Source organism: Halalkalibacter akibai JCM 9157, assembly GCF_000513135.1.
Lineage (GTDB): Bacteria > Bacillota > Bacilli > Bacillales > Bacillaceae_D > Halalkalibacter > Halalkalibacter akibai.
The window spans coordinates 125811-151969 of the sequence record NZ_BAUV01000001.1; the positions used below are offsets into that span (position 1 = coordinate 125811).

27 protein-coding genes, 1 other RNA gene and 4 pseudogenes are annotated in these 26159 nt (G+C 35.2%); 31 read left to right on the forward strand and 1 reads right to left on the reverse strand.

Annotation, left to right across the window (positions count from 1 at the left end; all coding sequences use genetic code 11):
- Positions 1–82 precede the first annotated feature (82 nt).
- The 19 genes and pseudogenes from smpB to JCM9157_RS00705 all read left to right on the forward strand — a co-directional run bounded on the left by smpB (position 83) and on the right by JCM9157_RS00705 (position 18364).
- The gene (smpB, locus tag JCM9157_RS00630; protein ID WP_035660994.1) at positions 83–556 is read left to right on the forward strand and encodes an SsrA-binding protein SmpB; all 474 of its coding nucleotides are present in this window, start codon (positions 83–85) and stop codon (positions 554–556) included.
- Between the two features lie 147 nt (positions 557–703).
- Positions 704–1040, forward strand: a transfer-messenger RNA (tmRNA) gene (gene ssrA, locus JCM9157_RS23725).
- 659 nt (positions 1041–1699) lie between these two features.
- Positions 1700–2965: a helix-turn-helix domain-containing protein gene (locus JCM9157_RS00635; RefSeq protein ID WP_052012862.1), complete on the forward strand. Its 1266-nt coding sequence runs from the start codon at positions 1700–1702 to the stop codon at positions 2963–2965.
- Positions 2962–3777: a Mu transposase C-terminal domain-containing protein gene (locus JCM9157_RS00640; protein ID WP_035660995.1), complete on the forward strand. Its 816-nt coding sequence runs from the start codon at positions 2962–2964 to the stop codon at positions 3775–3777. The genes JCM9157_RS00635 and JCM9157_RS00640 overlap by 4 nt, the downstream gene beginning before the upstream one ends.
- Before the next feature lie 18 nt (positions 3778–3795).
- Positions 3796–6534, forward strand: coding sequence for a TnsB C-terminal domain-containing protein (locus JCM9157_RS00645; protein WP_035660997.1), 2739 nt, complete (start codon positions 3796–3798; stop codon positions 6532–6534).
- Positions 6534–7661 carry a TniB family NTP-binding protein gene (locus JCM9157_RS00650; RefSeq protein WP_035660999.1) on the forward strand — a complete coding sequence of 376 codons (1128 nt, stop codon included), beginning with the start codon at positions 6534–6536 and terminating at the stop codon, positions 7659–7661. The genes JCM9157_RS00645 and JCM9157_RS00650 overlap by 1 nt, the downstream gene beginning before the upstream one ends.
- A 20-nt stretch (positions 7662–7681) precedes the next feature.
- Positions 7682–9031, forward strand: coding sequence for a TniQ family protein (locus JCM9157_RS00655; protein ID WP_035661001.1), 1350 nt, complete (start codon positions 7682–7684; stop codon positions 9029–9031).
- 498 nt (positions 9032–9529) lie between these two features.
- On the forward strand, positions 9530–9724 hold the full coding sequence (locus tag JCM9157_RS00660; RefSeq protein WP_035661002.1) for a hypothetical protein: 195 nt from the start codon (positions 9530–9532) through the stop codon (positions 9722–9724).
- Between the two features lie 300 nt (positions 9725–10024).
- Complete coding sequence (locus JCM9157_RS24505; protein WP_156321463.1) at positions 10025–10168, forward strand: hypothetical protein; 144 nt, start codon at positions 10025–10027, stop codon at positions 10166–10168.
- Between the two features lie 297 nt (positions 10169–10465).
- A complete protein-coding gene (locus JCM9157_RS00665) occupies positions 10466–11185 on the forward strand; it encodes a hypothetical protein (RefSeq protein ID WP_035661004.1) in 720 nt (239 codons plus the stop codon).
- Between the two features lie 92 nt (positions 11186–11277).
- A pseudogene (locus JCM9157_RS00670) lies at positions 11278–11796 on the forward strand (MFS transporter); the annotation flags it as partial.
- Positions 11797–12366: 570 nt separating this feature from the next.
- Positions 12367–13029: a hypothetical protein gene (locus JCM9157_RS00675; RefSeq protein ID WP_035661006.1), complete on the forward strand. Its 663-nt coding sequence runs from the start codon at positions 12367–12369 to the stop codon at positions 13027–13029.
- Entirely contained in the window at positions 13013–13729 is a 717-nt protein-coding gene (locus tag JCM9157_RS00680; RefSeq protein ID WP_081733983.1) for a cytochrome c biogenesis CcdA family protein, read from the forward strand. Before JCM9157_RS00675 ends, JCM9157_RS00680 begins: the two co-directional genes overlap by 17 nt.
- A 16-nt stretch (positions 13730–13745) precedes the next feature.
- Entirely contained in the window at positions 13746–14306 is a 561-nt protein-coding gene (locus tag JCM9157_RS00685) for a peroxiredoxin family protein (RefSeq protein WP_035661008.1), read from the forward strand.
- 21 nt (positions 14307–14327) lie between these two features.
- Complete coding sequence (locus JCM9157_RS00690) at positions 14328–15017, forward strand: response regulator transcription factor (protein ID WP_173401240.1); 690 nt, start codon at positions 14328–14330, stop codon at positions 15015–15017.
- A 34-nt stretch (positions 15018–15051) separates the two neighbouring features.
- Positions 15052–15966, forward strand: coding sequence for a histidine kinase dimerization/phospho-acceptor domain-containing protein (locus JCM9157_RS00695; protein WP_369384669.1), 915 nt, complete (start codon positions 15052–15054; stop codon positions 15964–15966).
- Positions 15957–16106, forward strand: a pseudogene (locus JCM9157_RS25925) (ATP-binding protein); the annotation flags it as partial. The gene JCM9157_RS00695 and the pseudogene JCM9157_RS25925, both read left to right, overlap by 10 nt.
- A 24-nt stretch (positions 16107–16130) precedes the next feature.
- Complete coding sequence (locus JCM9157_RS23145) at positions 16131–17702, forward strand: bifunctional metallophosphatase/5'-nucleotidase (protein ID WP_052012863.1); 1572 nt, start codon at positions 16131–16133, stop codon at positions 17700–17702.
- 5 nt (positions 17703–17707) lie between these two features.
- A complete protein-coding gene (locus JCM9157_RS00705; RefSeq protein ID WP_035661011.1) occupies positions 17708–18364 on the forward strand; it encodes a thioredoxin family protein in 657 nt (218 codons plus the stop codon).
- A gap of 54 nt (positions 18365–18418) precedes the next feature.
- Here JCM9157_RS00705 and JCM9157_RS00710 read toward each other — a convergent pair whose 3' ends face one another.
- Positions 18419–18811, reverse strand: coding sequence for a YgaP family membrane protein (locus JCM9157_RS00710; protein ID WP_035661013.1), 393 nt, complete (start codon positions 18809–18811; stop codon positions 18419–18421).
- 193 nt (positions 18812–19004) lie between these two features.
- Between JCM9157_RS00710 and JCM9157_RS00715 the strand changes: the two genes are divergently transcribed.
- From JCM9157_RS00715 to JCM9157_RS00770, 12 genes and pseudogenes are all read left to right on the forward strand, one after another.
- Positions 19005–19325, forward strand: coding sequence for a rhodanese-like domain-containing protein (locus JCM9157_RS00715; protein WP_035661015.1), 321 nt, complete (start codon positions 19005–19007; stop codon positions 19323–19325).
- Between the two features lie 23 nt (positions 19326–19348).
- A pseudogene (locus JCM9157_RS00720) lies at positions 19349–19922 on the forward strand (sulfurtransferase TusA family protein).
- A 17-nt stretch (positions 19923–19939) separates the two neighbouring features.
- On the forward strand, positions 19940–20329 hold the full coding sequence (locus JCM9157_RS00725; RefSeq protein ID WP_035661016.1) for a DsrE/DsrF/DrsH-like family protein: 390 nt from the start codon (positions 19940–19942) through the stop codon (positions 20327–20329).
- 23 nt (positions 20330–20352) lie between these two features.
- Positions 20353–21487, forward strand: a pseudogene (locus tag JCM9157_RS00730) (MBL fold metallo-hydrolase).
- Between the two features lie 14 nt (positions 21488–21501).
- Positions 21502–21729, forward strand: a complete 228-nt coding sequence (locus JCM9157_RS00735; protein ID WP_035661018.1) for a sulfurtransferase TusA family protein — start codon at positions 21502–21504, stop codon at positions 21727–21729.
- A gap of 64 nt (positions 21730–21793) precedes the next feature.
- The gene (locus JCM9157_RS00740) at positions 21794–23455 is read left to right on the forward strand and encodes a SulP family inorganic anion transporter (RefSeq protein WP_035661020.1); all 1662 of its coding nucleotides are present in this window, start codon (positions 21794–21796) and stop codon (positions 23453–23455) included.
- A 9-nt stretch (positions 23456–23464) separates the two neighbouring features.
- Positions 23465–24022: a carbonic anhydrase gene (locus JCM9157_RS00745; protein ID WP_035661021.1), complete on the forward strand. Its 558-nt coding sequence runs from the start codon at positions 23465–23467 to the stop codon at positions 24020–24022.
- Between the two features lie 98 nt (positions 24023–24120).
- Complete coding sequence (locus tag JCM9157_RS00750) at positions 24121–24504, forward strand: DUF302 domain-containing protein (protein WP_035661023.1); 384 nt, start codon at positions 24121–24123, stop codon at positions 24502–24504.
- A 159-nt stretch (positions 24505–24663) separates the two neighbouring features.
- Positions 24664–25053, forward strand: a complete 390-nt coding sequence (locus JCM9157_RS00755; protein ID WP_235714761.1) for a rhodanese-like domain-containing protein — start codon at positions 24664–24666, stop codon at positions 25051–25053.
- Positions 25054–25069: 16 nt separating this feature from the next.
- A complete protein-coding gene (locus JCM9157_RS00760) occupies positions 25070–25459 on the forward strand; it encodes a rhodanese-like domain-containing protein (RefSeq protein WP_035661024.1) in 390 nt (129 codons plus the stop codon).
- Positions 25446–25706, forward strand: a complete 261-nt coding sequence (locus JCM9157_RS00765) for a metal-sensitive transcriptional regulator (protein WP_035661025.1) — start codon at positions 25446–25448, stop codon at positions 25704–25706. Before JCM9157_RS00760 ends, JCM9157_RS00765 begins: the two co-directional genes overlap by 14 nt.
- Before the next feature lie 160 nt (positions 25707–25866).
- The gene (locus tag JCM9157_RS00770; RefSeq protein ID WP_035661026.1) at positions 25867–26094 is read left to right on the forward strand and encodes a sulfurtransferase TusA family protein; all 228 of its coding nucleotides are present in this window, start codon (positions 25867–25869) and stop codon (positions 26092–26094) included.
- The last annotated feature ends 65 nt before the right edge of the window (positions 26095–26159 follow it).

Sequence of the window (26159 nt, forward strand, 5' to 3'; positions counted from 1 at the left end):
ACTTCTCTGATAGAGAAATTGACGCCATTCTTTCATGTTTGCTATCATTAGGATTATGTCGTGAAGCAAAAGGGTGTAGCAAATGGCTGTTAAAGATAAAGATCGAAATGTTATTGCTCAGAACAAACGAGCATCTCATGATTATTTTATTGAAGAAACGTATGAGGCAGGTATGGTGTTAAAGGGAACAGAAATTAAGTCGATGCGTGCTGGTAGAATGAATTTGAAAGATTCATTTGCTCGTATCTCCAATGGAGAGATGTATCTTCATAATGCTCACATTAGCGAATATGAGCAAGGAAATCGTTATAATCATGAGCCGACGCGTGCGCGTAAGCTGCTTCTTCATAAAAAGCAAATTAATGAGATGATTGGGTTAACACAACAAAAAGGTTATTCAATTGTCCCGTTAAAGGTGTACATTAAGAATGGCTTTGCAAAAGTGTTAATAGGTGTGGCAAAAGGGAAGAAGAATTTTGATAAGCGCGAGACGTTAAAACGTCAGGATGCAAAACGCGATATTGATCGTGCGTTAAGAGAGCGTCAAAAAGGCTGAGCATGAAATGACAGTATTGGTAGAGAATTACCAGTTGTATTCATTAGTCAGTGTGCTATAATAAAGTCCAGAGCGAGAGATTAACTTGTTCTGGACACTTAGTTTCTGAGGGAATACCTCTTAAGCTAACTTTTAACTTGGGGACGTTTTGGATTCGACAGGGATAGGTCGTGCTTGCGTTGCGAGTCGAGGGGGTCGGCCTCGTTAAAACGCCAAAGCCATTAACTGGCAAAGAAAACAACAACTTCGCACTAGCAGCTTAATAGCGCTTTGCGGTTCCACCCTCCATCGCCCATGTGGTAGGATCTGGGACTCACTCTAAGTGGGCTACGCCGGTTACCCTCCGTCTGAGGGTGAAGGAAGAGATCAATCAGACTAGCCACAACGAAGCCTGTCACTGGGCTGACGTGTTGGCGAAATGCTAATACGGTGACTACGCTCGTAGAAGCGTAAGTGTCGTTATCTTTGGACGTGGGTTCGATTATGGAAATAGTCGCCTCGTGTGGTGACACATGAGTGATAACTTGGCTTTATCGATGAAGTCTACGTCACCTTTATGGTGATAAGGTAATATCGAGCGGTATGTGGAGTAATCCAACAGCCGTGTATCGACTCATAGGCTGCCTACTTAAGCAAGACAGGTAGTACTAGGATGAAGTATTCGGTCATCTGACAAATTTATATACTTCATAATACGCCAAGGGACTTGATTTAAATCAAGTTCAAGATATAGTCAGTGCCAATGCGAAAGCTTGGAATAACATGTCCCACCGTCTCCACCAAAACCATACCATGAATCGCATGACCGCTGTGACTTGAACCATAATTTTGCCGCTTAGGCAAGGATATGCTTCAAAAAACTTTAGGCAAGAATATACTTCAAAATACTTGAAATTACCTTGCCGCTTATTAAACTGAGAAAGATTTTTGTTTAATTAGTTGTTCTAAAAAAATTAGTTTTTCTAAAAAAAAATATTGACTAACACGGAAGCACCGTTTAATAAAAACTTACTTAAAATGTAGGTTTATTAAACGGTGCTTTTTTGTTGTTGTAAGAGAGGTGAATATTCAGAAATATAAGACAGGTATAAAGGTATGTTACTAATGTCAATAATACCCCAAAAAGTGGGGTGTTAGAAAATTATGGATAGGAGTACTCTCTATAATATTGAGCCAATAGGGATAGGAACACCTTTTGTTGAGTCTTTAACCAGTTACATCATAAGGCTTTCAGAAGCACATTGTGTGTTAACTGGAAGTCTGATATCCAAAGTCTATACACCATTATTAGGAAAAGAATACTTATCAAAGATCTCTTCTAGAGGGGGAGATGGTTTCTATGATTCAGCTATTGGAATTAATGGATTAGGAAAATTAGCTGGGGAATTTATTGAGTTAACTGAAAAATTCACTGGTAGAACAGATTTAGGATTTACTACTTTGAAAGCTTTTTCGCAAATATTTCCAAATAGGGGTTTACTGAAAAAGACCAAATCATGGTGCCCTATATGCTATGAGGAAGATAGGGTTAAAGGACGGATTATTTATGATCAATTAATTTGGAATTTTCAACTTGTTGGCACATGTCTAAAACATAAGTCACCACTTAAAAATATATGTGTGCATTGTGGACAATTTGTATCAGTAATAAATAGAAAATCAGTGCCAGGCACTTGTTCCAAATGTGGTCAATGGTTAGGCACAATAAATAGTCTAACTTATCCAGAAAGTTACAAAGATGAATCACTTAAAAATGTTTCTCTTATTGGCGAATTGTTGGCTGAAAAGAAAAATACTTTTTCTATTGCAAGTCCTAAAGAGTCCATAAATTTTTATGTTAGCTCTATTTTTGATGGCTCAGTAACTGAAGCGGCAAGATGCCTTAAAGTACCTAAATCAACATTTACTTTATGGATGACTGGAAAAAGCAACCCTAGTATTAAATATTTATTGCAAGTCTCAAAGATGTTAGGAATTTCACTCATTGAATTTCTAGAAATGAATAAAGACATAAAACTGATACATTCAGCAGAAGAAGTTTTCAATCATAGAGAAAGATATGACCATTTTGAGATAAGAAATATTTTACATAAAGCCATCATTGAAAAAGAACCAGTATCAATAAGTGAATTAGCAAGAAGGATTGGTTGTGATCGTAAACTACTCTCAAAAAAGTACAAAGATGAATGCGAACAAATAAAGGCTAATTATTCTTATTATGTTCAAAAAAATCGCCAACAAAATGAGGAGTTAAAGTTACTAAAACTTGAGCAAGCAGTTAAGTCATTATCTTCCCATGCTATATACCCAAGTAGAAGGCAGGTGGAAAGTATTTTAGGTAATGGTTTTTTAAAGGAGAAAGCAGTTCAAGAGAAATGGAATAATTTAAAAAGGAGCTATCAAATATGACAATTAGAAAGCAGTATAAATTTCCAAACTCAGTGCTTAAACAGATGCTAGGCAAGGAACCTATGGAAAGAGCAGTAATATGTCACATTTGTCTGGATACAGCAGTAATAAGCCCGGTAACAAATAATACTCTCGGAAGGCCGTGGCTTACTATTTTAATGGATGAGTACTCTAAAAGGATTCTCGCTTTTGACTTGTCAATGGAGTCGCCATCTTATGTATCAATAATGATGGTCGTAAGGGAATGTGTGAGAATAAACAAAATGCTCCCAAAGAACATTGTGTTAACCGATGATGATCGTAAAGTATTTAATAATATGAATTTAGATACGTTACTATCAGCATATTATATTCAAAAAATTACCTATCCAAAACATTTTTGTGAGAAATTGTTCACCAATGTAAGCAAGTTGATCGAGAGAATGGAAGAACGATGCCGTTCACCGTGGTACTTTGATGAATTAAATTTGTTTATCTCATCTTTGTTATATGAGGTTTATGATCAGCAAATGACATATATGGGAACATGTCCAAGAGGAATTTTCAACTCGAAAAGTACTTCACGTAGATTACCACCAAGAGCAGAGTATGATCAACATTTCATCATTTTATGTTTACCCCAGATTGAATTAAGGATAGTTAGTGGAAAGGGAATTAGGTTCAACAATATTTATTATTGGACACGTGACTTCCTAAACCCAAATCTTAGCGGTAGAAAGGTTATGGTGAAATTCGATCCTCAAGATATAAATAACGTTTACGCTTATCTTGATAATAATTGGAAAAAGCTCTCAATACTATTCTTTAATTAAAGTAAAGGAGAATCATTAATGATCAACAATTTTGATGTGTTTTGCAAAGAACAAGGTATTAGTAGTGAACAGGAATTATTCATCAATAATATTCGCTCATCTGATCCAGCAAGAAGAGTTAAAAGTAGCGGAAAAAACGTACCTGGTTTTTACTCTAGTAAGAAAATGGGTGTAACAATTCAATTCGAGAGTCACAAACTTGAGTTAGCAGCAATTTATTTAATGGAGTTTGATGACGACGTATACGAATTTTATGATCAACCTCCTTCGTTCAAACTAAATTACAAAATAAATGGTAAGAATAGAGGTCACAGATATACTGCAGACTTTTTTGTAATCTCCAAAGACTTTATCGGTTGGGAAGAGTGGAAGACAGAAGAGGAGTTATCCAAGAAGATGGCAGAATCGCCCGAGAGGTACATCTTGGATGAAAATGGGGTATGGAGATGCCCACCAGCTGAAGAGTACGCTAAGGAGCAAGGTTTATCCTTTCGAGTAAGAAGTTCTAAGGAGATAAACTGGACTCTTCAGGAGAATCTCCGTTTTTTAGAAGATTATTTATTAGAAGAAAATCCATCCGTTTCGGTAACTAGTAGAAACATCATTACTAACTATATTAAATCTGATTTAGGGATAACTCTTGATGATTTATTGTCTGTTGAGGATGCTCAATTCAGTGTAGATGATATATATAAGTTAATTATCTTAGGTGAAATCTATGTAGATTTAGATGGGTTTTTAATAGAAAAATTTGAAAAGTTCCCCCTCTTTATAGATAAAGAGGTTGCCGTAGCTTTATTAAATTTTGAAGCAACTACTGTTAATAGAGACATTGACGGGATTGAACTAGATAATAAAGTTGTTCTAGAGATAGGTGGTAATATCCTCTGGAACGGAAACTTGTTTATGGTTGTAAATATTGGGGAAACTGAAATTTCTTTATTAGATGAGGCAGAAAAAATAATTCCTTTACCTAAACATTCTGTTGAGGAACTGATAAAAAAAGGATACATAAAATCACTTGCTTCAAATGAATCCAATGAGAAACACGATGAAGAAGTTCAAGAATATAAAGAAATTATTAAGTCAGCAAGTCCCTCTGACCTTCAAGAGGCAAATGAGAAGTACTTTCTTTTGCGTAAGCATCTAGAAGGAGAAGTAGTGGATGTCCCTCCTAGAACATTGAGACATTGGAAGAAGAAATACAATGATGCTGTAAGAGAGTATGGAAAAGGATATATTGGTTTAATTCCTGCTCGACATAAACAAGGAAATAAAACAAGAAGATTAAATAAAGATGTTATTGATTTAATGGAAATATATATAACGGAAGTTTATGAAAATAAAAAACAACGTAATGTGTCATCTGTATATAATTCCTTTAAATTAGATTGCATTGAGAAAGGGTTTGATCCACCTACTAAAAAGACATTTGAAAAACAAATTGAACGCCGTCCCTCTCATGAACAAGAGTTGAAAAGAAAAGGGAAAAAAGCAGCATATGATAAGGAACCAGTTTATTGGGAGTTAACCCAAACGACACCAAGACATGGGGGTAGGCCGTTTGAGATTGCGCATATTGATCATACAAAGCTTGATATTGAACTCATATGTTCAAAAACTCAAAAAAACCTTGGAAGGCCGTGGTTAAGCTTATTGGTTGATGCTTATTCAAGAAGAGTCTTATCATTTCATTTAACCTATGATCCTCCGTCTTATCGATCATGCATGAACACGATAAGAGAATGTGTAAATAAATTTTCTAGAATGCCAAAGACAATCATAGTAGACGGCGGGAAGGATTTTCAAGGTACGTATTTTGATACCTTACTAGCTCAATATGAGTGTAATAAGAAAACAAGACCAGGTGCAAAACCAAGATTTGGCTCAGTATGTGAAAGGCTATTTGGAACAACTAACACTATGTTCATATATAATCTTCAAGGAAATACTCAGATGACCAAAAATAATGTGCGGTTGTTGACAAAAGATACAAATCCAAAAGGCTTAGCAATTTGGACTTTAGAGCATTTATATGAAGCTTTAAATCAATGGCTCTATGAAGAATATGATCAGAGGACACATATATCACTTGATCAAAGTCCCCGAGATGCTTATCAACAGAATATTAGGAAAACAGGTGAAAGAAAGCAAACTTATATCAAGTATGATTACAACTTTGAAATGTTTACACTACCGACAACAAAAAAAGGGACTGCCAAAGTACAGATAGGAGATGGGATAAAGATAAACAATGTTTATTACTGGTCATATGAGTTGCAAAATCCTGCAGTTGAGGGAAAACAAGTCCCTGTTCGTTACGATCCATTTGATTATAGTAAAGCATACGCTTATGTAAATAAGAGGTGGATAAAATTAAACTCACAATATGAATTAGAGTTTGCAGGTAGAACAGAAAAAGAAATAAAAATTGCTACGGCAGAATTAAGAAGTAGGAAAAAGAATACACAGGATTCAATTAATATATCGGCATTAGATATAGCAAAGTTTCTTAGGACTACAGAAGCACATGAACTGCTAGAAATTCAAAGGTTAAAGGATGAAGCATTTAAAAAATCTCTCACTGTTATTGAAGGTGGGAAAAAAAGTCTAGCGAAAAAGCAAGCTGATAGTAAGGCTTTTAATAAAAGTGAGATTAAAAGTACTAACTTGCAAAAAGTAGATGATGATATAAAAACTTCTAAAGACGAAATTGAAGAAGTTACTCAATTTGATTTATACGAGGAGTTTTTCTAATGAATAAATTAGGCTTTCCTATGGAGTTATTAGAACGAACCGAGAAGGAAAGGATTGACTACTTCAAAGAAAGAACTGTAGGACATCCAGCATTACAACAAGCATATTTAGACTTAATGGATAAAATTAAGATTGCAGGCAAAGGTAAAGTTTTATTGGTTTATGGACCTAGTGGTGTTGGAAAGACGACCCTGTTCAGAAAAGTGGAAAAGGAGATAACTAAGCAATACAACGATGAAATGCAGCAAGATAAGGGTTTTGTCCCCATTATAGGGGTGGAGGCTTCTTCACCAGAGGATGGAAAATTTGATTGGATCGACTTTTACACTGAAGCACTTCAAAAAGTTGAAGAAATACTAATTAGTGAAAAGAGATTACCTCACGGTAGTCAAGTTCCTACAAATCATACCCAACGTACAAAGAGGACCTTGAGAAGATCCTTGGAAAATGTAATAAAGTACAGAAAGGTAAAAGTAATAATAATTGATGAAGCACAACATATGACTAAGGCAGGCAATTCTAAAGCCTTAAGAAACCATATGGATACTATTAAATCATTAGCGTCAAAATTCGAAATTCCAATTATTCTGTTTGGAACTTATGAACTTTTAAGCTTTAGAAATCTAAGTGGTCAATTAAGTAGAAGAGGCATAGATATAAATTTCCCAAGGTATAATGCAGAATTAACCGATGAAATAAATGCTTTTAAGAATGTTATTGGTTTTTTTCAAGTTCATCTCCCTATACAAAATCAACCAGACCTTATGAATAATTGGGAGTATTTTTATCAAAGAACTATTGGTTGTGTTGGAATTTTACGAGATTGGCTAACAAATACTTTGGAGTATAAATTAAATAAAACTCCAAATGCAAAAACATTAACGTTAAATGATTTTAAAAAGTTTGAGCCAACAATTGACCAAGCATATAAAATGGCAGAAGAAATTATTACTGGAGAAGATTTACTTCAAAGTCAGAAAAAGACGGAAAATGATTTAAATTTTAAGTTAGGATTAGGTAAGGTAAATAAAGAGGTAGAGCAAAAGAAGCCAACAAATAAAAAGCCTGGGATAAGAGATCCTAAGAGAGACAAAACGGGATTGGAATATTTAAACAATGCACAGTAAATTAAAGTTGGTGACAGATAATGTGTAATAATGTAGGGCTAAAAAGAGTCGAAGGGAATAATGCTTCCAAAACTACTAGCATGGAAAGAAGCAGATTATACAACATCATGCCTGAAGGACTAGATACCTACCAAGTTGAGAGTCTTCACAGTTATTTATTAAGATTAGCTGAAAAACATGTAGTACCTGTATGGATACTTTTGGAGAAAGAAGTAGCTTATCTTTTTTCAAAAGAATTCTTAAAGGAATATATTAAGAAAAGACAAACTAATCATGTGCATTATATCAATAGTTGCACCGAAATTACAGAGGAGTATTTAAATGCTCTAGAGATTGTGACCACTAGAGAATTATCAAAGTTAACTCTGTTAAATGGAAGAGGACTATTTAGTATTAAAAGAAATATGATAAGGAAAAACCGTGCTTGGTGTCCCCTCTGCTTTGAAAGTTGGAAAGAAGAAGGCAAGGAAATATATGAACCACTCATATGGAGTATAGAATTAATGAAGTATTGTCCTGATCACTTTGTTCCATTAGAAGAGAAATGTTACTCATGTGGCAAGAAAAACAAATTCATTTCTTCTAGTCAGCAGGTTGGGCATTGTGGTAAATGTGGCAATTGGCTTGGAAAAGAGAATGTTGAAGAATACAAGGAATTAGATGAATGGGATTTATGGTGTATCTCGAACTTTAAACAAATTTTAGAGTTCCTTCAACAGAGTAACAACATTCCACTTAGACATTTCCCTAATCAAATTGTAAAAATGCTCGTTAATCAATATACAGATGGAAATGTAAGTGAGTTTAGTAGAATCCTTAATGTAAGTATGATCTCTGAATATGTGATGGATCGTAGTAATATAACTTTTGAAAAGTTACTAAATCTATCATTCTACTTTCAAACGTCAATTGTAGATTTAATTCACTTTAAGCCAATTGACAAAAGTAACATCAATTTGTCTGCGATTGATAATCTCGAAAATAGACAGCACAGCTATTATAATGTTTCACCTGAGGAAGTTAGAAAAGAACTTCAAACAATATTAGATTCAGAACAAATTCCTCCCTTAAGTATGGCTCAAGTAATAAAATTATCTAAGTATAGTACTTATGTTCTCTATAAACATGCAAAGGATTTGTGTGAAGAAATAACTTCAAAGAGGAAGGCGCACTTTCTTAGACAAAAAGAAATAAAGCTAAATCAAATTAAGTATGATGTAATTCCAATTGTTGAGAAACTCCTAGAAGAAGGTATATATCCTTCTGAAGCTATTGTAGAACAAAGAATTCCCTACACAGTTTTTAAGAAAGAACTAAAAATTGTAATTGATGAAATTATGGAGGAGCTTCTAAAAAAAAATAACTTTTAACTATAATAGATTAGTGGGTTTGTTGATTAATTTAAAAGACAAAAAATGACCGAATCCTCGTGATTTGGTCATTTTTCATTTTCCGTATCATGATGATTTACAAGAAAACTAGTAATGCTTCTATTGGACAGTAGCTGGGTCTTTTGCTGTCTTTTTTTATTCTATGGATATCCTTTTTAATTATTACGATTGAGGGATAGCTGAGCTTGTTTTCATCCTACAAAACCAAACCCTAAGTAATTGTTATTTGAATTGCTGAGGGTTTCATTTATTAGCAATTAGGCCTGATTGTAGAGTTTCTTTTATATTACGTAGTAGACGATTTTTATTTAAAATCAAGATACCTTTTATATTGTAATTAACAATTGCACATAGATAAGAATAGTTAGATAGTTATTTTATACATAATTTGTTATTTTCTGGTATTATATATACGTCAATATTGGTTACTTTGTGAAGTATTCACTTAAACTAACGGAGCAGATTGGAGGAAATAATATGTTTAAAATATTTATACCTGATGACGAATTAATAATTGTAAGAGCGAAAGAAGATTTTAGAACGAATGGATATAACGTTAATAAAGGGGAACTTTTCAATGCCTCAGAAAAAGAAGGGGTAATTGTAAATGGTAGTTTCGCGTGTCAAATTGGCAGTCCTAATTTCGAGGCTTGGTTTGAAATAATCGCCTAAAATAACTATTAAACTGAATACTGAGAGCAGGGAGATATATTATACCTTGATTTTTGTTTCTATTAAGGATGCATACTTGGGGGACTAACTGTATTTTTTAAAGTTCTTTATCAATTGGGTTTAAAACCATACTACAAGGCAAAGTTATCGCCTTTGTATGTGGGATAACTAAAAAAGAGATAATAAATATCACCAAAACAAACTGTTTCATAAAATACATATTGTAAGTAGTTTTTTGACTAAAGAAGAGCGAGTGTTCAAGAAGAAAAGTCGCTTTTTCAGAAAAAAGGAGTTGTCCACATGACCGAACATGATGATGGTGTGTCGGAAGAGTTTAGGAACAAAGTAGAAGAGCTTTGTGATAGGCTTGAACCAAAAAATAAAGAAACCAACGCGTTGTGGCAGCTAGTTAGTGAAATATGCAAGGACGATGTAAGGAATTAACTAAGTTAGGTTTAAAGATCATAAAATATTATCTGTTGCGCAGACAAATATATTGGTTATAGAATAACCCTCGAAAAGACGATTGCTCTTAAAGTAATCGTCTTTCGTATTCGACTAAATACTGTTCAACAGGAAGTATCAACAGACCAAAACATTAAGAAATCAACAAAATTTAGTGAATTCCTTAGTGACATAGACTTATTTTAAATACTAATAATGTAAAAATTTAGGTATAAGGAAATGGTACAAGGCATATTGATTAGAAGGACATGTCTAATAAAGGTGAGGGGGAATTCAGTGAACTATACAGAAAAGGTGTTTTTAGGTTTGTTTCTTACGTTAACTGTAGTATTTTTGTTTTTATCTCAGTATTATGAAATATTCAAGATTTTAGTTACTCCAGTTGCTACATTATCTGTTTCAAGCTTTATTTGGTTAGATATAAAAAATCGAAGTATAGAAGTTAGAAGGCTAGGTCTACTTTTCATTATTACTCTGATTTTAAGCGTTATCTTCGGTAATATTGGATTTGTTAACGAAATAATCATTTGGTTATGGGTAGCTTTAATACTAGCCGCGTTGTGGGTTTTTACTATTAAAGCTTATCAAAGTTTAAGAATCTCATTAGCATGGATGGTCATTGTTCCATTATTTTCAATGGTCTTTCTTTCAGAGACTGAAATTTTAAGAGGTTATGATTATATTATCTACATTGTAACTCTTTTGGTAACGTGGGCATTTTTATGTTATCAAGGTGAGTTGAAAATTGTTGAAAGAGCAATTCAATTTATAGGAATAATATTTGTGGTGATAGCGTTAGTTTGGCATTTATTCTTAGAAATGTTTCAATTATCTTCTGAATTTCCGGAATATTCAAATATTCTCTTTGATAATGGAATAGATATTTTAATGATATTTGCACAAATTGACATGGCCATCTTCCCGGTAATTATTAATTGTTTATTGTGCTATTTAATCATCATTTTAAGAAAAAGAATGCAAGAAAAGGTAACGTGATAAAAGTTTTATGAGAAAGGTCCGTTGTCTCTTGAAAAGTTCCAGAGTCAACGGACTTTCTTGTAATATGACATTTAATAAACTGAAATAGAGTAACTATTATGACGATGACACCTATTCATATGGCTCATCATGGTCATGGACTTGGCGCAATTGGTCTTGTTATTGGAAATCATATTGGGTCGATGTATCTTCCTTCATTGGTTACAGGTGTACTTGTGGATAAGGTTGGTCGAACTGCGATGGCTATTGCTGCTGGAGTCACGTTACTATTAGCAGGTTTGTTGGCAGCTTTTGCATCAAGTGATTCTATTCTTGTCTTAATCATAGCTCTTTCCTTACTAGGAGTAGGGTGGAACTTTGGATTGATAAGTGGGACAGCTCAAGTTGTTGATTCGACTGCTTCATCACAACGAGCTAAGACTCAAGGAACAGTGGATGTTTTCATTGCATTAGCAGGTGCTTCTGGTGGAGCTATGTCTGGAATGATTGTAGCTAATACGAGCTATACAATATTATCACTAGCTGGAGGCGGATTGTCATTATTACTGATTCCTGTGGTGATCTGGTCTAGAAGGAAGGGAAAAAGAAGAGAAGAGTCTGATGTTTGAGAATTGATTCAGATTAACCTACATCAGCTAACGATTAGCAGTGATTTAAAAGTCACTATTAAAATTAGAGGCAGGAGATTGGGAATCTAACTATTTTCAACGTAAAGTACGCTATAACGCCTAACGTAGAAATCGGCTTTTTAATTCATCAAATATGTGAAACAATTGTAATTCTAGTTGATTACATACCCTAATAGGTATAAACTGTACCTGTTAGGGTATTATTTAGTAGAGGGAGTGTGCATCATATGAAGAATGAAGAAAAAAGTTGTTCAACTAACCAGTGAGGAATGAATAAACGGACAACAGATGGTAAAAAGGCAAAAGTATCGCCTCCAATATGACCAGCTGTTTATCTTTGGTTCCTGGTAGGAGCTATATTTATTATCTATAGTATTATGGGTACTGTACTCTCAATTTTTTAGGGGATATTGTTAATTATGGATCGTACTTTATTTAGTTAAAGAGTCATGGAGAAGTGCATGTAAAAATGCACTTTTTTCGTTTTATTTATTTCTTAAACGTTTCTTAATATTCACAAAGTATAACTGAAGATAAAGGAGGAGCATTATGGAGGAGTTTTTAATTATTGGTTCGATACGTTTGCCTATCAAATGGATCTTTATTGGGGGTGCACTAGTAGTAACCTATCTAGCAATGAACATTCGTTTAAGTCGATTAAATTTAGACAAGAAACCATTATTAGATACGGTATTTAATGCGTTATTTTATGGCTTTATTGTTTGGAAACTAAGTTATGTATTATTCAATCCGGTTCATGCTTTTGCCTATCCACTGGGGATTCTTTATTTTGATGGTGGTCAAGAAGGAATGTTGTTAGGAATTCTAATGGGCTTCATTTATATTTACTTTCAATCTACTAAGCAGAGCATAGGAATAGTAACGTATGTGAATCTTACTTTCAGTGGTTGGCTTGCAGGGAGCGCAACTTATTTTATTTATTTATTCCATACAAATTATTTTTACTACTCTGGTCAAATTTTTTTAGCTGGATGGCTACTATTTGTCATGTCGAAGAATAAAGAAGTAGATCTTGGAAAAGGATTATCCAACAGCTTATTAATTTATAGTCTAGGTCAAATCTTTTTAGGGTATTTGACTCAAATAAAACCAGTTATTTTTGGGTTCACAAATCTCCAAATTGGTTTTATTTTGTTAGCTCTACTTATGCTAATCGTACAGAAAAGGAAAAGGGGTGAGAAAAATCGATAATTTATCCATTTTAGTAGCCTTTACTGCAGGACTGCTTTCTTTCTTATCACCATGTGTATTTCCATTACTTCCTGCTTACATTGCTACGTTAACAGGTTCTACAGTCTCTGATAAGGTCAATGTAAATAAGAAACTAGTATTTACTAGATCAATAAGCTTTATTTTGGGATTTAGTATCATCTTCGTCCTTTTAGGAGTATCCGCAAGTTTCATAGGTCAAATGTTTATGGAAAATAGAAACATTGTTGAAAAAATAAGCGGACTCCTTATTATCATCTTTGGACTTCAAATGGTAGGCCTTTTACAACTCAAATTCCTTATGAGGGAAAAAAGAATACATATGCAATCTAAAAGGGCAGGTGCAGGACCTTCCTTTTTAATTGGAATGGCTTTTGCATTTGGATGGAGTCCATGTGTAGGTGTTGTTTTATCCTCTATTTTATTATTAGCAGCCTCGCACGAAACAGTAAGTAGTGGTGTGATTTTATTGTCAGTGTACTCATTAGGATTGGGGATACCATTTTTAATGGTATCAATACTTGTGACCTATTCATTGAAAGTTGTAAGGAATATTAATTCAATCTTACCTAAATTGAGTGTAGTTAATGGTTGGATTTTAATCGGCTTAGGTTTGCTTCTATTTACAGGTCAATTTCAAAGGATTAGTGCTTGGCTTGCAACTTTCACCTATTTTGGTTAAGGAAAGGAAATAAAAGATGAAAAAACAAAAGAATTTGATTGTGATCCTCCTTTTAGTTGGGCTAATAGGATGGGGTTTAATGGATTTACGTGGAGAAAGTGGGAATGAACCGAATAGTGAAACGACTGTAGTAGATGTTGAAGTAGGATTAAACCAAGGAAATTTGGCACCGGACTTTGAATTAGAAACATTAGAAGGAGAGCCATTGAAGTTATCAGACTTTAGAGGGGAAAAAGTAATCCTAAACTTATGGGCAACTTGGTGCCCGCCATGTCGAGCTGAAATGCCCCATATGCAAGACTACTATGAGAAGCATAAGAATGATGGAGTTACAATATTGGGAGTTAATTTAACAACTCAAGAGCGAAATAAAGATGCGGTAAGGCCTTTTGTGTATGAGGAATTTCAATTGACATTTCCAGTTGTATTAGATGTGGATGGTGATATTGGAGCGATGTACCAAGCTTACTCTATACCAACAACTTATGTCATTGATACTGAGGGGTTAGTTCAAAATAAAGTGATTGGGCCCATGTCTTATGAAATGATGGAGACAATGATAAACAATATTAATTAATACGAGATGTGGAGGTTCGGAGTGAACACTAAGGGCAAATCTATTTTAATTGTAGAAGATGATCATAAAATAAGACAATTAATTAAGATCTATCTTGAAAAAGAAGGTTATGATGTGTGGGAGGCGGGAGACGGCAAACAAGGCATAGACATGTTTGAGCGGTACGATCCGTGTTTTACGATCATTGATTTAATGCTTCCTGAAGTCAGTGGAGAAGAGGTTTGTAAATGGATTAGGACAGAGAAGAAAAGTGATAGTCCGATTATCATGGTTACAGCCAAGGTGGAAGAAAAGGATCGGATTAATGGACTCAGAATGGGGGCAGATGACTATATAACAAAGCCATTTAGTCCCAATGAACTTGTTGCTCGCGTCGAAACGGTGCTGCGTCGAACAGAGAATCGTTGTAATAAAATTAGTTTTCAAGGGATCACAGTGAAGCCTTTAAAAGGAGAAGTGAATTTTAATGGAACGAAACTTTCTTTAACAAATAATGAAAGCAAATTACTATACATGTTCATGAAGCACCCGAATCAAATCTTATCAAGAGAACAGATGATCGAGGAACTTTATCCAAATGTTGAGAAAGATATTACGAATCGGACAATTGATGTCCATATCCGAAATCTTAGGGAAAAACTAGAGCAAGTAGACGCTCCAGATTGTATTAAAACAGTTCGGGGCATGGGGTATCAGTTTGTTGCCTTTTAAACAAATCGTAAAAAGAATGTTAAAAATAAACCTTATGTTGAAGCTAACGGTGATAAATAGCATCCTTGTCGGACTGGTCATTTGGATTGTTGGTGTATCTGTAAAAGATTTTGCTTGCTACTTAATAGAACAAGAAAATTCTCTTTCAGCTGAACAAAGGTTGGGTTTTACAAATCAATTGAATTCTTACCTCGTTTACGCTGTTATTCTCTCCATCTTCATTGCTGGGGTCGTTCATTTTTATTTTATTCGTTCGTTATTATACCCACTAAGTACATTAACGGAGGCGACAAAAGAGATTGCAAAAGGGAACAATCCAGCGATTATTTATAACAAAAACTCTGATGAAATCGGCCAATTAACAAGGCACTTTAATGAAATGATAAGGAAAATAAAAAAAGTAGAGGAATCTCGTGAGAAAATGACTCAAGATGTTGCTCATGAGTTAAGAACTCCTTTAACCAATATCAATGGCTATTTAGAGGCATTAAGATCGGGAGTAATAAATGGAAATCAAGAGCTATACGATTCTCTTTTCGAAGAATCGAAGAGGCTTACAAGTCTTGTTGAACAATTGCAACAACTTAATGTATGGAAAAATGAATATGGCAGCTCTGTAAATTATGAGTGCTTATCTATTCGTCTGCTTATTGAAAGTCAAGTTGAAATTTTTCGCTTAGAACTTCAGAAACACTCGATCCAAATCAAGGTTAGCGTAGAAGATAAAAAGTTACACGCTGAGAAAGAGGGATTGAAACAGGTCTTAACAAATCTAATTGAAAACGTCCTCAATTATGATAAGGGGGGATGGATGGAGATTAAAGGTTTTATGAGTGAAAAAGGCTATCAAGTTCAAGTGAAAAATGAAGGGCTACCTATCCAGTTGAAGATCAGAACCAACCTTTTGAACGTTTTTATCGAGCTGACCTTTCACGGAATCGTAATTTAGGAGGGTCTGGGTTAGGGCTGTCGATTGTCAAAGAGATTATTAAAAGTCATAACGGAGAAGTAGGCCTAAAAACGAGTCAAAATGTTCATACCTTTTGGTTTACGTTACCAATTGAAAATGATAGAACGTTTTCTGGATAAAGTTGTTTTTTGGGGAGGCTGTCAATGAGTTATAAGGAGCAAAAAAAAGACGATTGGACACTCACATTAATTCATACAAATGATAGTCATGGACAGTTATTGCCTATTGAGGTATCTAGTTTGGATATCTCTTCTCAATTGCGTCTATGTCACTCATTTCCACTATATAAAAAGTTAGGTGGTTTCGGCTATTTAGCTGAAGCAGTTAATCGTATTCGGCAAGAAAATGATCATGTACTTCTACTTGAAGCAGGAGATGTATTCTGTGATAGTGAAATTGCGAACATAACAAAAGGCAGTTTTTACATTAAATTGATGAACCAATTAGGGTATGATGCAATGACACCAGGAAACCATGATGTAGATTATGGAATAGAGGTTTTAAAACAAAGAGCATATGAAGCGAACTTTCCTATGTTAGCAGCTAATTTATTAGAAGAGGAAACAGAAGCACCTTTATTAGGCAATCCTTATATGGTGAAAGAGATCAATGGTTTTAAAATAAGTATCTACGGTCTGACTTATCATTTAACACCCGAAACAACGTCAAAAAAGAATACAAGTGGCGCTAAATACACGTTTAGTTTAGAAACAATCCAGTCGGACATTAATCGATTAAAAAATAGGGGAGTTAACTGCGTAATTATATTGTCGCATTTAGGATCAGATTTAGATAGAAAGATGGCAGAAAACATAGAAGGAATTGATGTAATTGTAGGAGGGCATTCTCATGAACCCATTCCAAAGGAGATAAGAAATGGTGTCATCATTTCTCAGTCTACACCATACTATACTGGACTTGGGGTACTACGGTTGCAATTTAATCGTAGCTCATTAGTAGGAGCAGAAGGAAGTATTATCCCTATTATACCTGAGAACTTCCAACCGAATGTAAATATACAAAGAATGATAAATGAAATGTGGTTTGAGCACATAGATCGACTAGAGCAGGATGTCGGAAGTATTACATCTCCTATGATTCGTAATTATAAGCGAGAATCGCCTGCTGAAACGTTCTTTGGCAATATTCTACGTACTAAGACAACTAGTGATATCTCAATATTACCCGGAATAGGGTTTGGGGTAACGATCCCTCCTGGGCCTATCACACTCGAACAGTTAACGAACTTGTTACCTCATCGTTCATCTATTTATACCGTACAATTAAAAGGTAGAGATATTGTAGCAGCTTTAGAACAAAGTATTATAAACCAAATTCATCTAGATGTAGAAGAACGAGTTGGTGGTCTTATTCAAGTAACAGGACTTGCTTTTGTTTATCAATATTCCTCTAAGTTGAAAAACTTAGTTCTAAATGTAAGAGTGAATAATCAACCAATCTCCCTTGATCAATTCTATAAGGTTGTTTTGAACCAGTTGATGTTTGAAGGTGGCCATAAGTACTCATCTTTAAAAAAAGGACAGCATGTGTGTAAATGGGAACAAACAGATATTGAGATGGTGATCGACTGGATGAAAGATAATTCGGCATTACCTGTATATGAAGAAGGGTGGAGTAAACCATTACGTATACGAGATGCCCAGAAATTTCAAAAGAGGTGTTTTCCATTAAAGAATAGCAATATAGAGGAGTGAAACCGATGAAAGTGAATGACATCACTTTATTTACAATGTCAGCTTGTCCCTTAGGTAGAACGATGCGGCATGTTCTGGAAGAGGTTACAACCTTGTTACCTGAACTAACATTTTCAATTGTGTTTATTGATCAAGAACCTGAGTTAACGAATGAGGCACGGATAAAAAATAATCCGACTACGTTGATTCGAGATAAAAATGGAAAAGAATTCCATCGGATTGAGGGATTTAAGGAAACAGACGAGGTAATACAACTGATTAAAACTAAAAAAAACTATACAACCTTACCAAGCGGAGCCAAAAGAGAGAAGAGTGTAGAATCTTACACTATCTATTTACTCAATGGTGACGCACTTGAAGCGGTAGACATAGACTTTACTAATCCAACATCGGTGAAAACGCCTCGTATCACAGCAATCAATTTGCTATTAGAAGCTGATTTTCAACCACCATTAATTAACCCCTTTCCAGATAGCGCTACTTTAGAATTAGTTAAATTTGAAGAAGATTTAGCACGAGTTTATATTAACCATGAAAAAAAAACAATTTCAGAACATAATGCTTACAACATGAAAAGGTGTCTACAACAAACGTTACACGCATTTGGTATTGAAAAAGTTGAATTGGTTTTAAAAGATTATAAAACCCATAATAGTATTTAATTCATCTTAAAAGACCTTAAACATTATGTTTGAGGTCTTTTTTGCCATAATTATTTAGTGTAAAAGAGTTTGTAAAGCATTGCGTTCCTCATTAATCTCATTAGCGGTCCTAATACCCAGCTCCCTTATTAGAGGTAATGGAGGACACCAACCTTGTAAAGAGTGTTGGAGTAAAAAATAACCAACTACTCCTGAAAGTAAATGCCACCTTTTGTGACTCGTGAGACCTAAAATGGTTCCAAGGAGAATGAAAGATGATGCTGAAGCTTCTAAAACTCGTTCCGTATCCCACTCTTGATCAAGTGCTTCGATTCTCCTCATTATTTCTTTTTGGTCCTCATATCGATATCTTTCAATATTAAGTTGTGTTTCTAATGCGAATTTTTCGTTAATCCTTTCTGAAGTGTTAAACTGAACTCTTTTTGAAGTTGGGGGAAGGAATCCCATGTGAGTTCACCTCTTTCAATTAATTGATAAAACTTTTCGCAGAATAGGAGTAAAGGGCGAATTTGATTTTTGGGTTGGCTAACTGAAATTAGCAAAGTCTTTTTAATTTTGAAGAAGTAAAAATTTATTTTTTTGAAATGATAACTATGTACCACTCTTTTTTTATCTGCATATTGAGGGGGAAATATACAATATGTCAACAAAAACACAAATGGAAGAAATTACACCAACCGAAGTGTCACAACGCATAAATGAAGGCAAGCGAGACAGCATCATTGATGTTCGTGAGCATGATGAAATAGCGGAAGGAGCCATTCCTGGTATCCACCATATCCCACTTGGAGAGCTTGAGGATCGACTTAGTGAAATAGATAAAAGCAAAGAACATATCTTAGTTTGTCGATCCAGTGCCAGAAGTGGGAGAGCTGCTGAATTCTTGAAAAGCAAAGGGTATAAGGTGAAGAATATGGCAGGTGGAATGTTGGATTGGAAAGGTGAATTAGAACGAAAATAAAAGATGTTAGGGAGGTGAAGAAATTGGAAGTAACAGTAAATAAAACATTAGATGCAAAAGGTCTAGCATGTCCGATGCCAATTGTTAAAACAAAAAAAGGAAATGAATACGCTTGAACCTGGTCAAGTCATGGAAATACAAGCGACTGATAAAGGTTCAACGGCTGATATAAAAGCATGGGCAGATAGTACAGGAAATCAATATCTGGGAACCATTGAAGAGGGAGATACTCTAAAGCACTACCTTCGAAAAGCAAGCTCAGAAGAAGAAAAAAACGAAACCAATCATCCTCATGTTGTTACGCTGGATGAATTATCAAAGAAAATAGAGGGTAACGAAAAAGTCACCATTTTAGATGTAAGAGAATCTGCAGAATATGCTTTTGGTCATATTCCGGGAGCTGTTCATATTCCGTTAGGAGAGCTTGAAGAACGTTTTGAAGAATTAGATAAAAGTGATGAGATTCATGTCGTGTGTCGCACGGGTAGCAGAAGTGATTTCGCAGCACAAAAGCTTGCTGAAAAGGGATTTAATCGTGTGAAAAATGTGGTACCTGGAATGAAAGAATGGACGGGCCCAATAAATAAACTTCATTAAAAAAGGGAGAGAGTGTCTTGAAAATTGCAATTATCGCTGCAAATGGTGGAATGTTTGATGCTTACAAAGTTTTTAATATCGCAACAGCAGCTGCTGCTACAGATGCTGAAGTTGAAATATTTTTCACTTTTGAAGGATTAAATTTAATTCATAAAGAGGCACATAAAAGCCTTCCAATGCCTGCAGGAACAGAACATTTCCAAGAAGGTTTTAAGAAGAACAACGTCCCACCAGTTGATGAACTTGTTTCGATGGCAACAGAAATGGGTGTAAAAATGATTGCTTGTCAAATGACAATGGATGTCATGAGTTTAGAGAAGGAACATTTTATTGAGGGAATTGATGTTGGTGGTGCCGTTACATTTTTGACATATGCAAAAGATGCTGACGTGACCCTGACATTTTAATACAGAACTATAGGAGGGGAACTATGACAACAACAACGGCGATTAAAGGAATCAATGTTAAAGAGTTAACAAAAAAGATTCTTAATGGCGATCACATTTTTATTTTAGACGTAAGAAACACAGGTGATTTTGACGATTGGAAAATTGAAGGGGAAAACGTCCATATTATTAACAAGCCTTACTTTGATTTAATTGACAGTCTTGATCCGATTATGGATCAACTGCCTAAAGATCAGCCGATCTATGTTATTTGTGCAAAGGGAGGTTCCTCTGAATTTGTCGCTGAACAAATTGCAGATGCGGGGTACAACAATGTTTATTCTATTGAAGGCGGAATGAAAGCTTGGAGTGAACATCTAGAGCCCATTAAAATAGGTGATTTAACAGGTGGAGGTACTATTTATCAATTTGTTCGAATTGGTAAAGGGTGTTTATCCTATTTAGTTGAATCAAATGGAGAAGTAGCTATCATTGATGCAGCACGTATGATTGAACCTTATGAACAATTTATTAGCGAACATAACTTAAAGCTAACTCACCTGTTAGATACGCATCTTCATGCTGATCATATCTCCGGCGGACGAACTTTAGCTGAAAAGGTAGGTGCTGAATATCACTTACCACCAAAGGATGCTGAAGAGGTAACGTATTCATATACGAAGCTTGAGGATGGAAATGAGATCAGGGTTGGGAAAGTGTTAATCAAAGCTATTTATTCGCCTGGACATACGATAGGGAGTACGTCCTTTATTGTTGATGATCAATATCTTTTAACTGGAGACATTTTATTTATCGATTCAATTGGCCGGCCTGATTTAGCCGGAAAAGCTGAAGACTGGGTATCAGATCTTAGACAAACCCTTTATGACCGGTACAAACAATTGGCAGATAATCTGATTGTGCTACCTGCATTACATGGGAATTAATGAAATGAAAAAAGATGGGAGCGTATCAGAAGAATTAGGTAAGTTGTATAAAGAAAATCATGGGTTGAACATCAATGATGAAAATGAATTTAGAAAAACCGTTTCAGAAAATTTACCGCCACAGCCGAACGCATATCAGGAAATTCGAGAGATGAATATGGGCAAGATCAATCCTGATCTTGAGGAACAACGGGAGATGGAGATTGGGCCAAATCGCTGTGCAGTACGTTAAGGAGGAATGAAAAGATGGAAGTGACGAAAGTTTTAGATGCAAAAGGTCTAGCGTGTCCAATGCCAATTGTGAGAACAAAAAAGGCAATGGATGAATTACAGTCAGGTGAAGTGTTAGAGGTTCAAGCTACAGATAAAGGTGCAAAAAATGACCTTACAGCATGGGCAAATTCTGGAGGGCATGAATTAGTAAGTGACAAAGAAGAGAATGGAGTCTTTACATTCTATATTAAGAAATCCTAATTAAGAAGGGTGCTCTGCACCCTTCTACATACCATTTGTTAACAACAGAAAGGAGGCAATAGATGTGTTTAAAAAATTTATTCCTGCATTAGAGTGGATCCCCAATTATCAGAGAACAGATCTGAGAGGAGATATGTCCGCTGGCTTAATTGTAGCGGTGATGTTAATACCTCAAGGAATGGCTTATGCGATGTTAGCAGGACTTCCGCCTGTCATTGGTCTATACGCGTCTACTATTCCGATTATTGTTTATGCACTATTTGGAACGTCTCGTCAATTGGCCGTAGGACCAGTTGCCATGGACTCTTTATTAGTTTTAGCGGGTGTATCTGTCTTAGCAGAACCAGGTACAGCAGAATATATCTCATTAACGCTTTTACTTATGTTAATGGTCGGACTTATATTATTTTTAATGGGACTGTTCCGGCTTGGATTCCTTGTAAATTTTTTATCGAATGCGGTTATAAGTGGTTTTACATCAGCTGCCGCTATTACCATTGGACTCAGCCAATTAAAGCATCTAATTGGGGTGAATATACTTGCGGACCAGAATGTTTTCACCATTGTTTGGGAGGCAATCGTAAGAGTAGTGGAGATAAATATCGTTACGTTGGCAATTGGGTTAATTAGTATTTTCTTGTTAATTGGATTGAAACGTCTTCCAAAAATCCCAGCCCCTCTTGTAGTTGTAACACTAAGCATTTTAGTTGTGTTATTTTTAAGGCTAGATGAATTAGGCGTGAAGATTGTGGGAGAAGTACCAAGAGGACTTCCAGCTTTTAGTCTGCCAGTTCTTTCACTTAGCTCAGCCGTCTCACTACTGCCAATTGCTTTAACGATCTCATTTATTGCCTTTATGGAGGCTATCTCAGTCTCAAAAGCAATTGCGGCAAAAGAAAAATATAAAATTGTACCGAATCAAGAGTTAGTCGGCATTGGTTTAGCAAACGTAGCTGGATCATTTTTTTCGGCTTATCCAGTTACAGGTGGTTTTTCGAGGTCAGCTGTTAATTATCAAGCAGGTGCTCGCACACCATTAGCTTCACTGATTACAGCCGCATTAATTATCCTCACTTTGCTTTTTTTCACTGGGTTATTTTATTACCTTCCTAATGCAGTTTTAGCAGCCATCATTATGGTTGCTGTCTATAAACTCATTGATGTAAAGGAAGCAAAACGATTATTTAGGATACGAAAAGCGGACGGTTGGACTTGGGTGGTTACATTTATAGCGACACTTGTGCTCGGAATTAAAGTAGGGATTTTGATTGGGATTGCCTTTTCCTTGCTCGTGTTTATTGCTAGAAGTGCCTATCCTCATGTTGCCGAGTTAGGATATTTAACAGAAGATCATGTTTTTAGAAACATTAACCGTTATCCTGAGGCGAAAGTGGATCCTGAGGTGATAATTTTTAGAACGGATGCTTCACTGTATTTTGCCAATATGACCTTTTTAGAGGATAAACTATGTGAGCGAGTTGGCGAAAAACCAGAAACGAAATGGATTATCCTTGATTTTTCAGGTGTCAATTCAATTGACGCTGTTGCCATTCATTCTTTAGAAGAAGTAATGGAGTCGTGTGGTAAAGGTGGAATTGAGTTTTTATTTGCAGGGATTAAAGGCCCTGTGATGGATTTAATGAAGAAGGCAGATTGGGATAAGAAATATGGCGATAATCTTAACTATTTATTTATTAACCAAGCTTTAAAAGCAATCGGAAAATAGGTGAAAGCTATGCGGAATTTAGAGTTACGTAAACGAAATGAAGAATTTATAAGAGAGATGAAAGAATATGATCCAACTTTCTTTGATGAATTAAAGAAGGGGCAAGCTCCAGAATTTTTTGTGCTGTCCTGTAGCGATTCACGAGTAAGCCCTTCTGTCGTCACACAAATGCCTTTAGGGCATATGTTTGTTCATCGAAATATTGCTAACCAAATTTCTATTGAGGATGAGAGTTTTTCAGCAAGTCTTTACTATGCTTTAAGACATTTAAATGTAAAAGTAATTGTGATCAAAGGCCATACTGATTGTGGGGGAGTCAAAGCAGCTTGGTCGGGCAATAATGAAGAAGAGCTCCGAGGTTGGATTGACAAGGTTAGAAAAAGTTTGCCGGATCACAACTTGTTAAAAGATGTTTCGATGGATGAGTTAACTAGAGAAAATGTATTATCACAAGTTAAACATCTACAACAGCATCCGATCTATAAAAAATATGGGCAAGGTGTACAAATGATTGGTTGCTTGTTTCACGTAGAATCCGGAGAGCTTGAAAGGGTTTATCCTTTATAAAGTTATATAAAAAAATGAGTTTAATGTTTGACAACAAGACCGACATACTTTACTGTATACCCTGTGCGGTATAAAAAAGACCTAAAAGGAGAGATAACATGTTTGATTACACAATTGAAACATCGAACACGATGGAAGAAACAATTGAAAAGTTGAAAGCAACTCTTATGGAAGAAAAGTTTGGTGTCTTATGGGAGTTTGACATTCAAGCAAAGCTCCAAGAGAAAGGGTTAGAATTCAATGAACCGTATAAAGTTTTGGAAGTGTGTAATCCACATGAAGCGAAAAGAGTATTAGACAAAAATAAAATGGTTGGTTACTTTCTCCCTTGTAAAATAGTTGTTTATACAGACCAAGGAAAAACAAAAATTGGAATGCCGAAGCCATCTGCTTTAATTCAAAATGTAAATGATGAGGAATTGAATGAGATTGCCTTAGACATTGAAAAAAGATTGATGTCCGCTATAGATAAAAGTATTTAAGGGAAACAACCAATTTAAGTCTCTTGTGAAAGGTCATGACTTTTCATTAAGAGACTTCTTTATTGCTTGTTAAATAATAATTTCCATTTAAAAATTAGGCTTGACTATATACCTATCAGGGTATATCATATGAGTATAAACAACGAGGAGGGCAGATCATTGATAAAAAAATATTGGCATATCATAATCCCTATAACCATATTAATTGGCTTTTTTGGATATAAATTATCGCTTAATGCAGGGATAGATGAAATGAACACGGAACAATTAGCCAATTTAATGAATGAGCCACATGAAGATGTTTTCTTTGTAGACGTTCGTGAGTCTCATGAATTTAATGAAGGGCATATAGATGGTATGATGAATATTCCTTTAAGTACACTAGGTGATCAAACCGAACTTATTCCTAAAGATCAAACAATCGTCATCATCTGCCGCAGTGGGAACAGAAGTCTTCAAGCTGCAAATGCATTAAAGGATCTTGGGTATCAAGATTTAGTCAGTGTAAAAGGCGGAATGCTTAAGTGGGAAGGCGAGGTTACAAAATAACTTCATAGGTGCTTATATGACGACATTCTTAATCGTATTAACAATTATCTTTACTCGCTTCTTATATAAAAGATATGTACCAGTTCTTGGTTTAAGTTGTGTTGAACTGGAGAAAATAAATGATCAAGATCATACTATCATTCTTGATGTAAGGGATTCTTCTATTGTTTATAAATCTCGGGTAGCAGGAGCTGTTAATATTCCATTAGCCTATTTAAAAAGGAACTACGATCTTTTTGAGGGGAACAGCATTTATATCATTGGTTCAGAGATGATTGATGTTAATGTAAGTGCCAGGTTCTTGAAGAATAAGGGTGCAAAAGTTAAAGGGTATTATCTGTATAATAATAAACAACCAACTAGGTTTAACTGTAGAAAAAGGAGGGAAATCCATGGAGTACAATGACAAAATGAAAAACAGAGTAAAACGTGTAGAAGGACAAGTCAGAGCGATTCTTAGAATGATGGAAGAGGGTAAGGACTGTAAGGATCTTGTCGTTCAGATGTCAGCCGCAAGAAATGCGTTGGACCGAACGATTGGTTTAGTCGTAAGCTCTAACTTAGAGCAGTGTGTCCGCGAGCAAATTGTAAAAGGCGAAGACACAGAAGCGCTTATTCAAGAAGCTGTGAACTTATTAGTAAAAAGCAGATAATAAAAAGATGATTGACAGGGGTGAGTGACATCAATTATAATACCCCTATAGGTTTAAATGAGCTTTGCGAAACGAATTAAAAAGTTATTGACAAATTTTTTTATTCTTTTATAATACCTATAGAGGTATATGTATTAAAGTGAAAAGGGAGGCTATCTAAATGAAGGCAGATAAAGTTCTTGATGCAAAAGGACTAGCTTGTCCGATGCCAATTGTAAAAACGAAGAAGGCAATAAATGAGATGGAATCAGGTCAGGTTTTAGAGATTCATGCGACCGATAAAGGAGCCAAAAATGACTTATCGGCTTGGGCAAAATCTGGTGGGCATGAGTTACTATCAGATACTGAAGAAGGTCATGTATTGAAGTTCTGGATTAAAAAAGGCTAACCAACCTATTTTTTTGAAAGTTTATATACCTGTACTGGTATGAGTTAAGAAAAAACAAAGGAGTG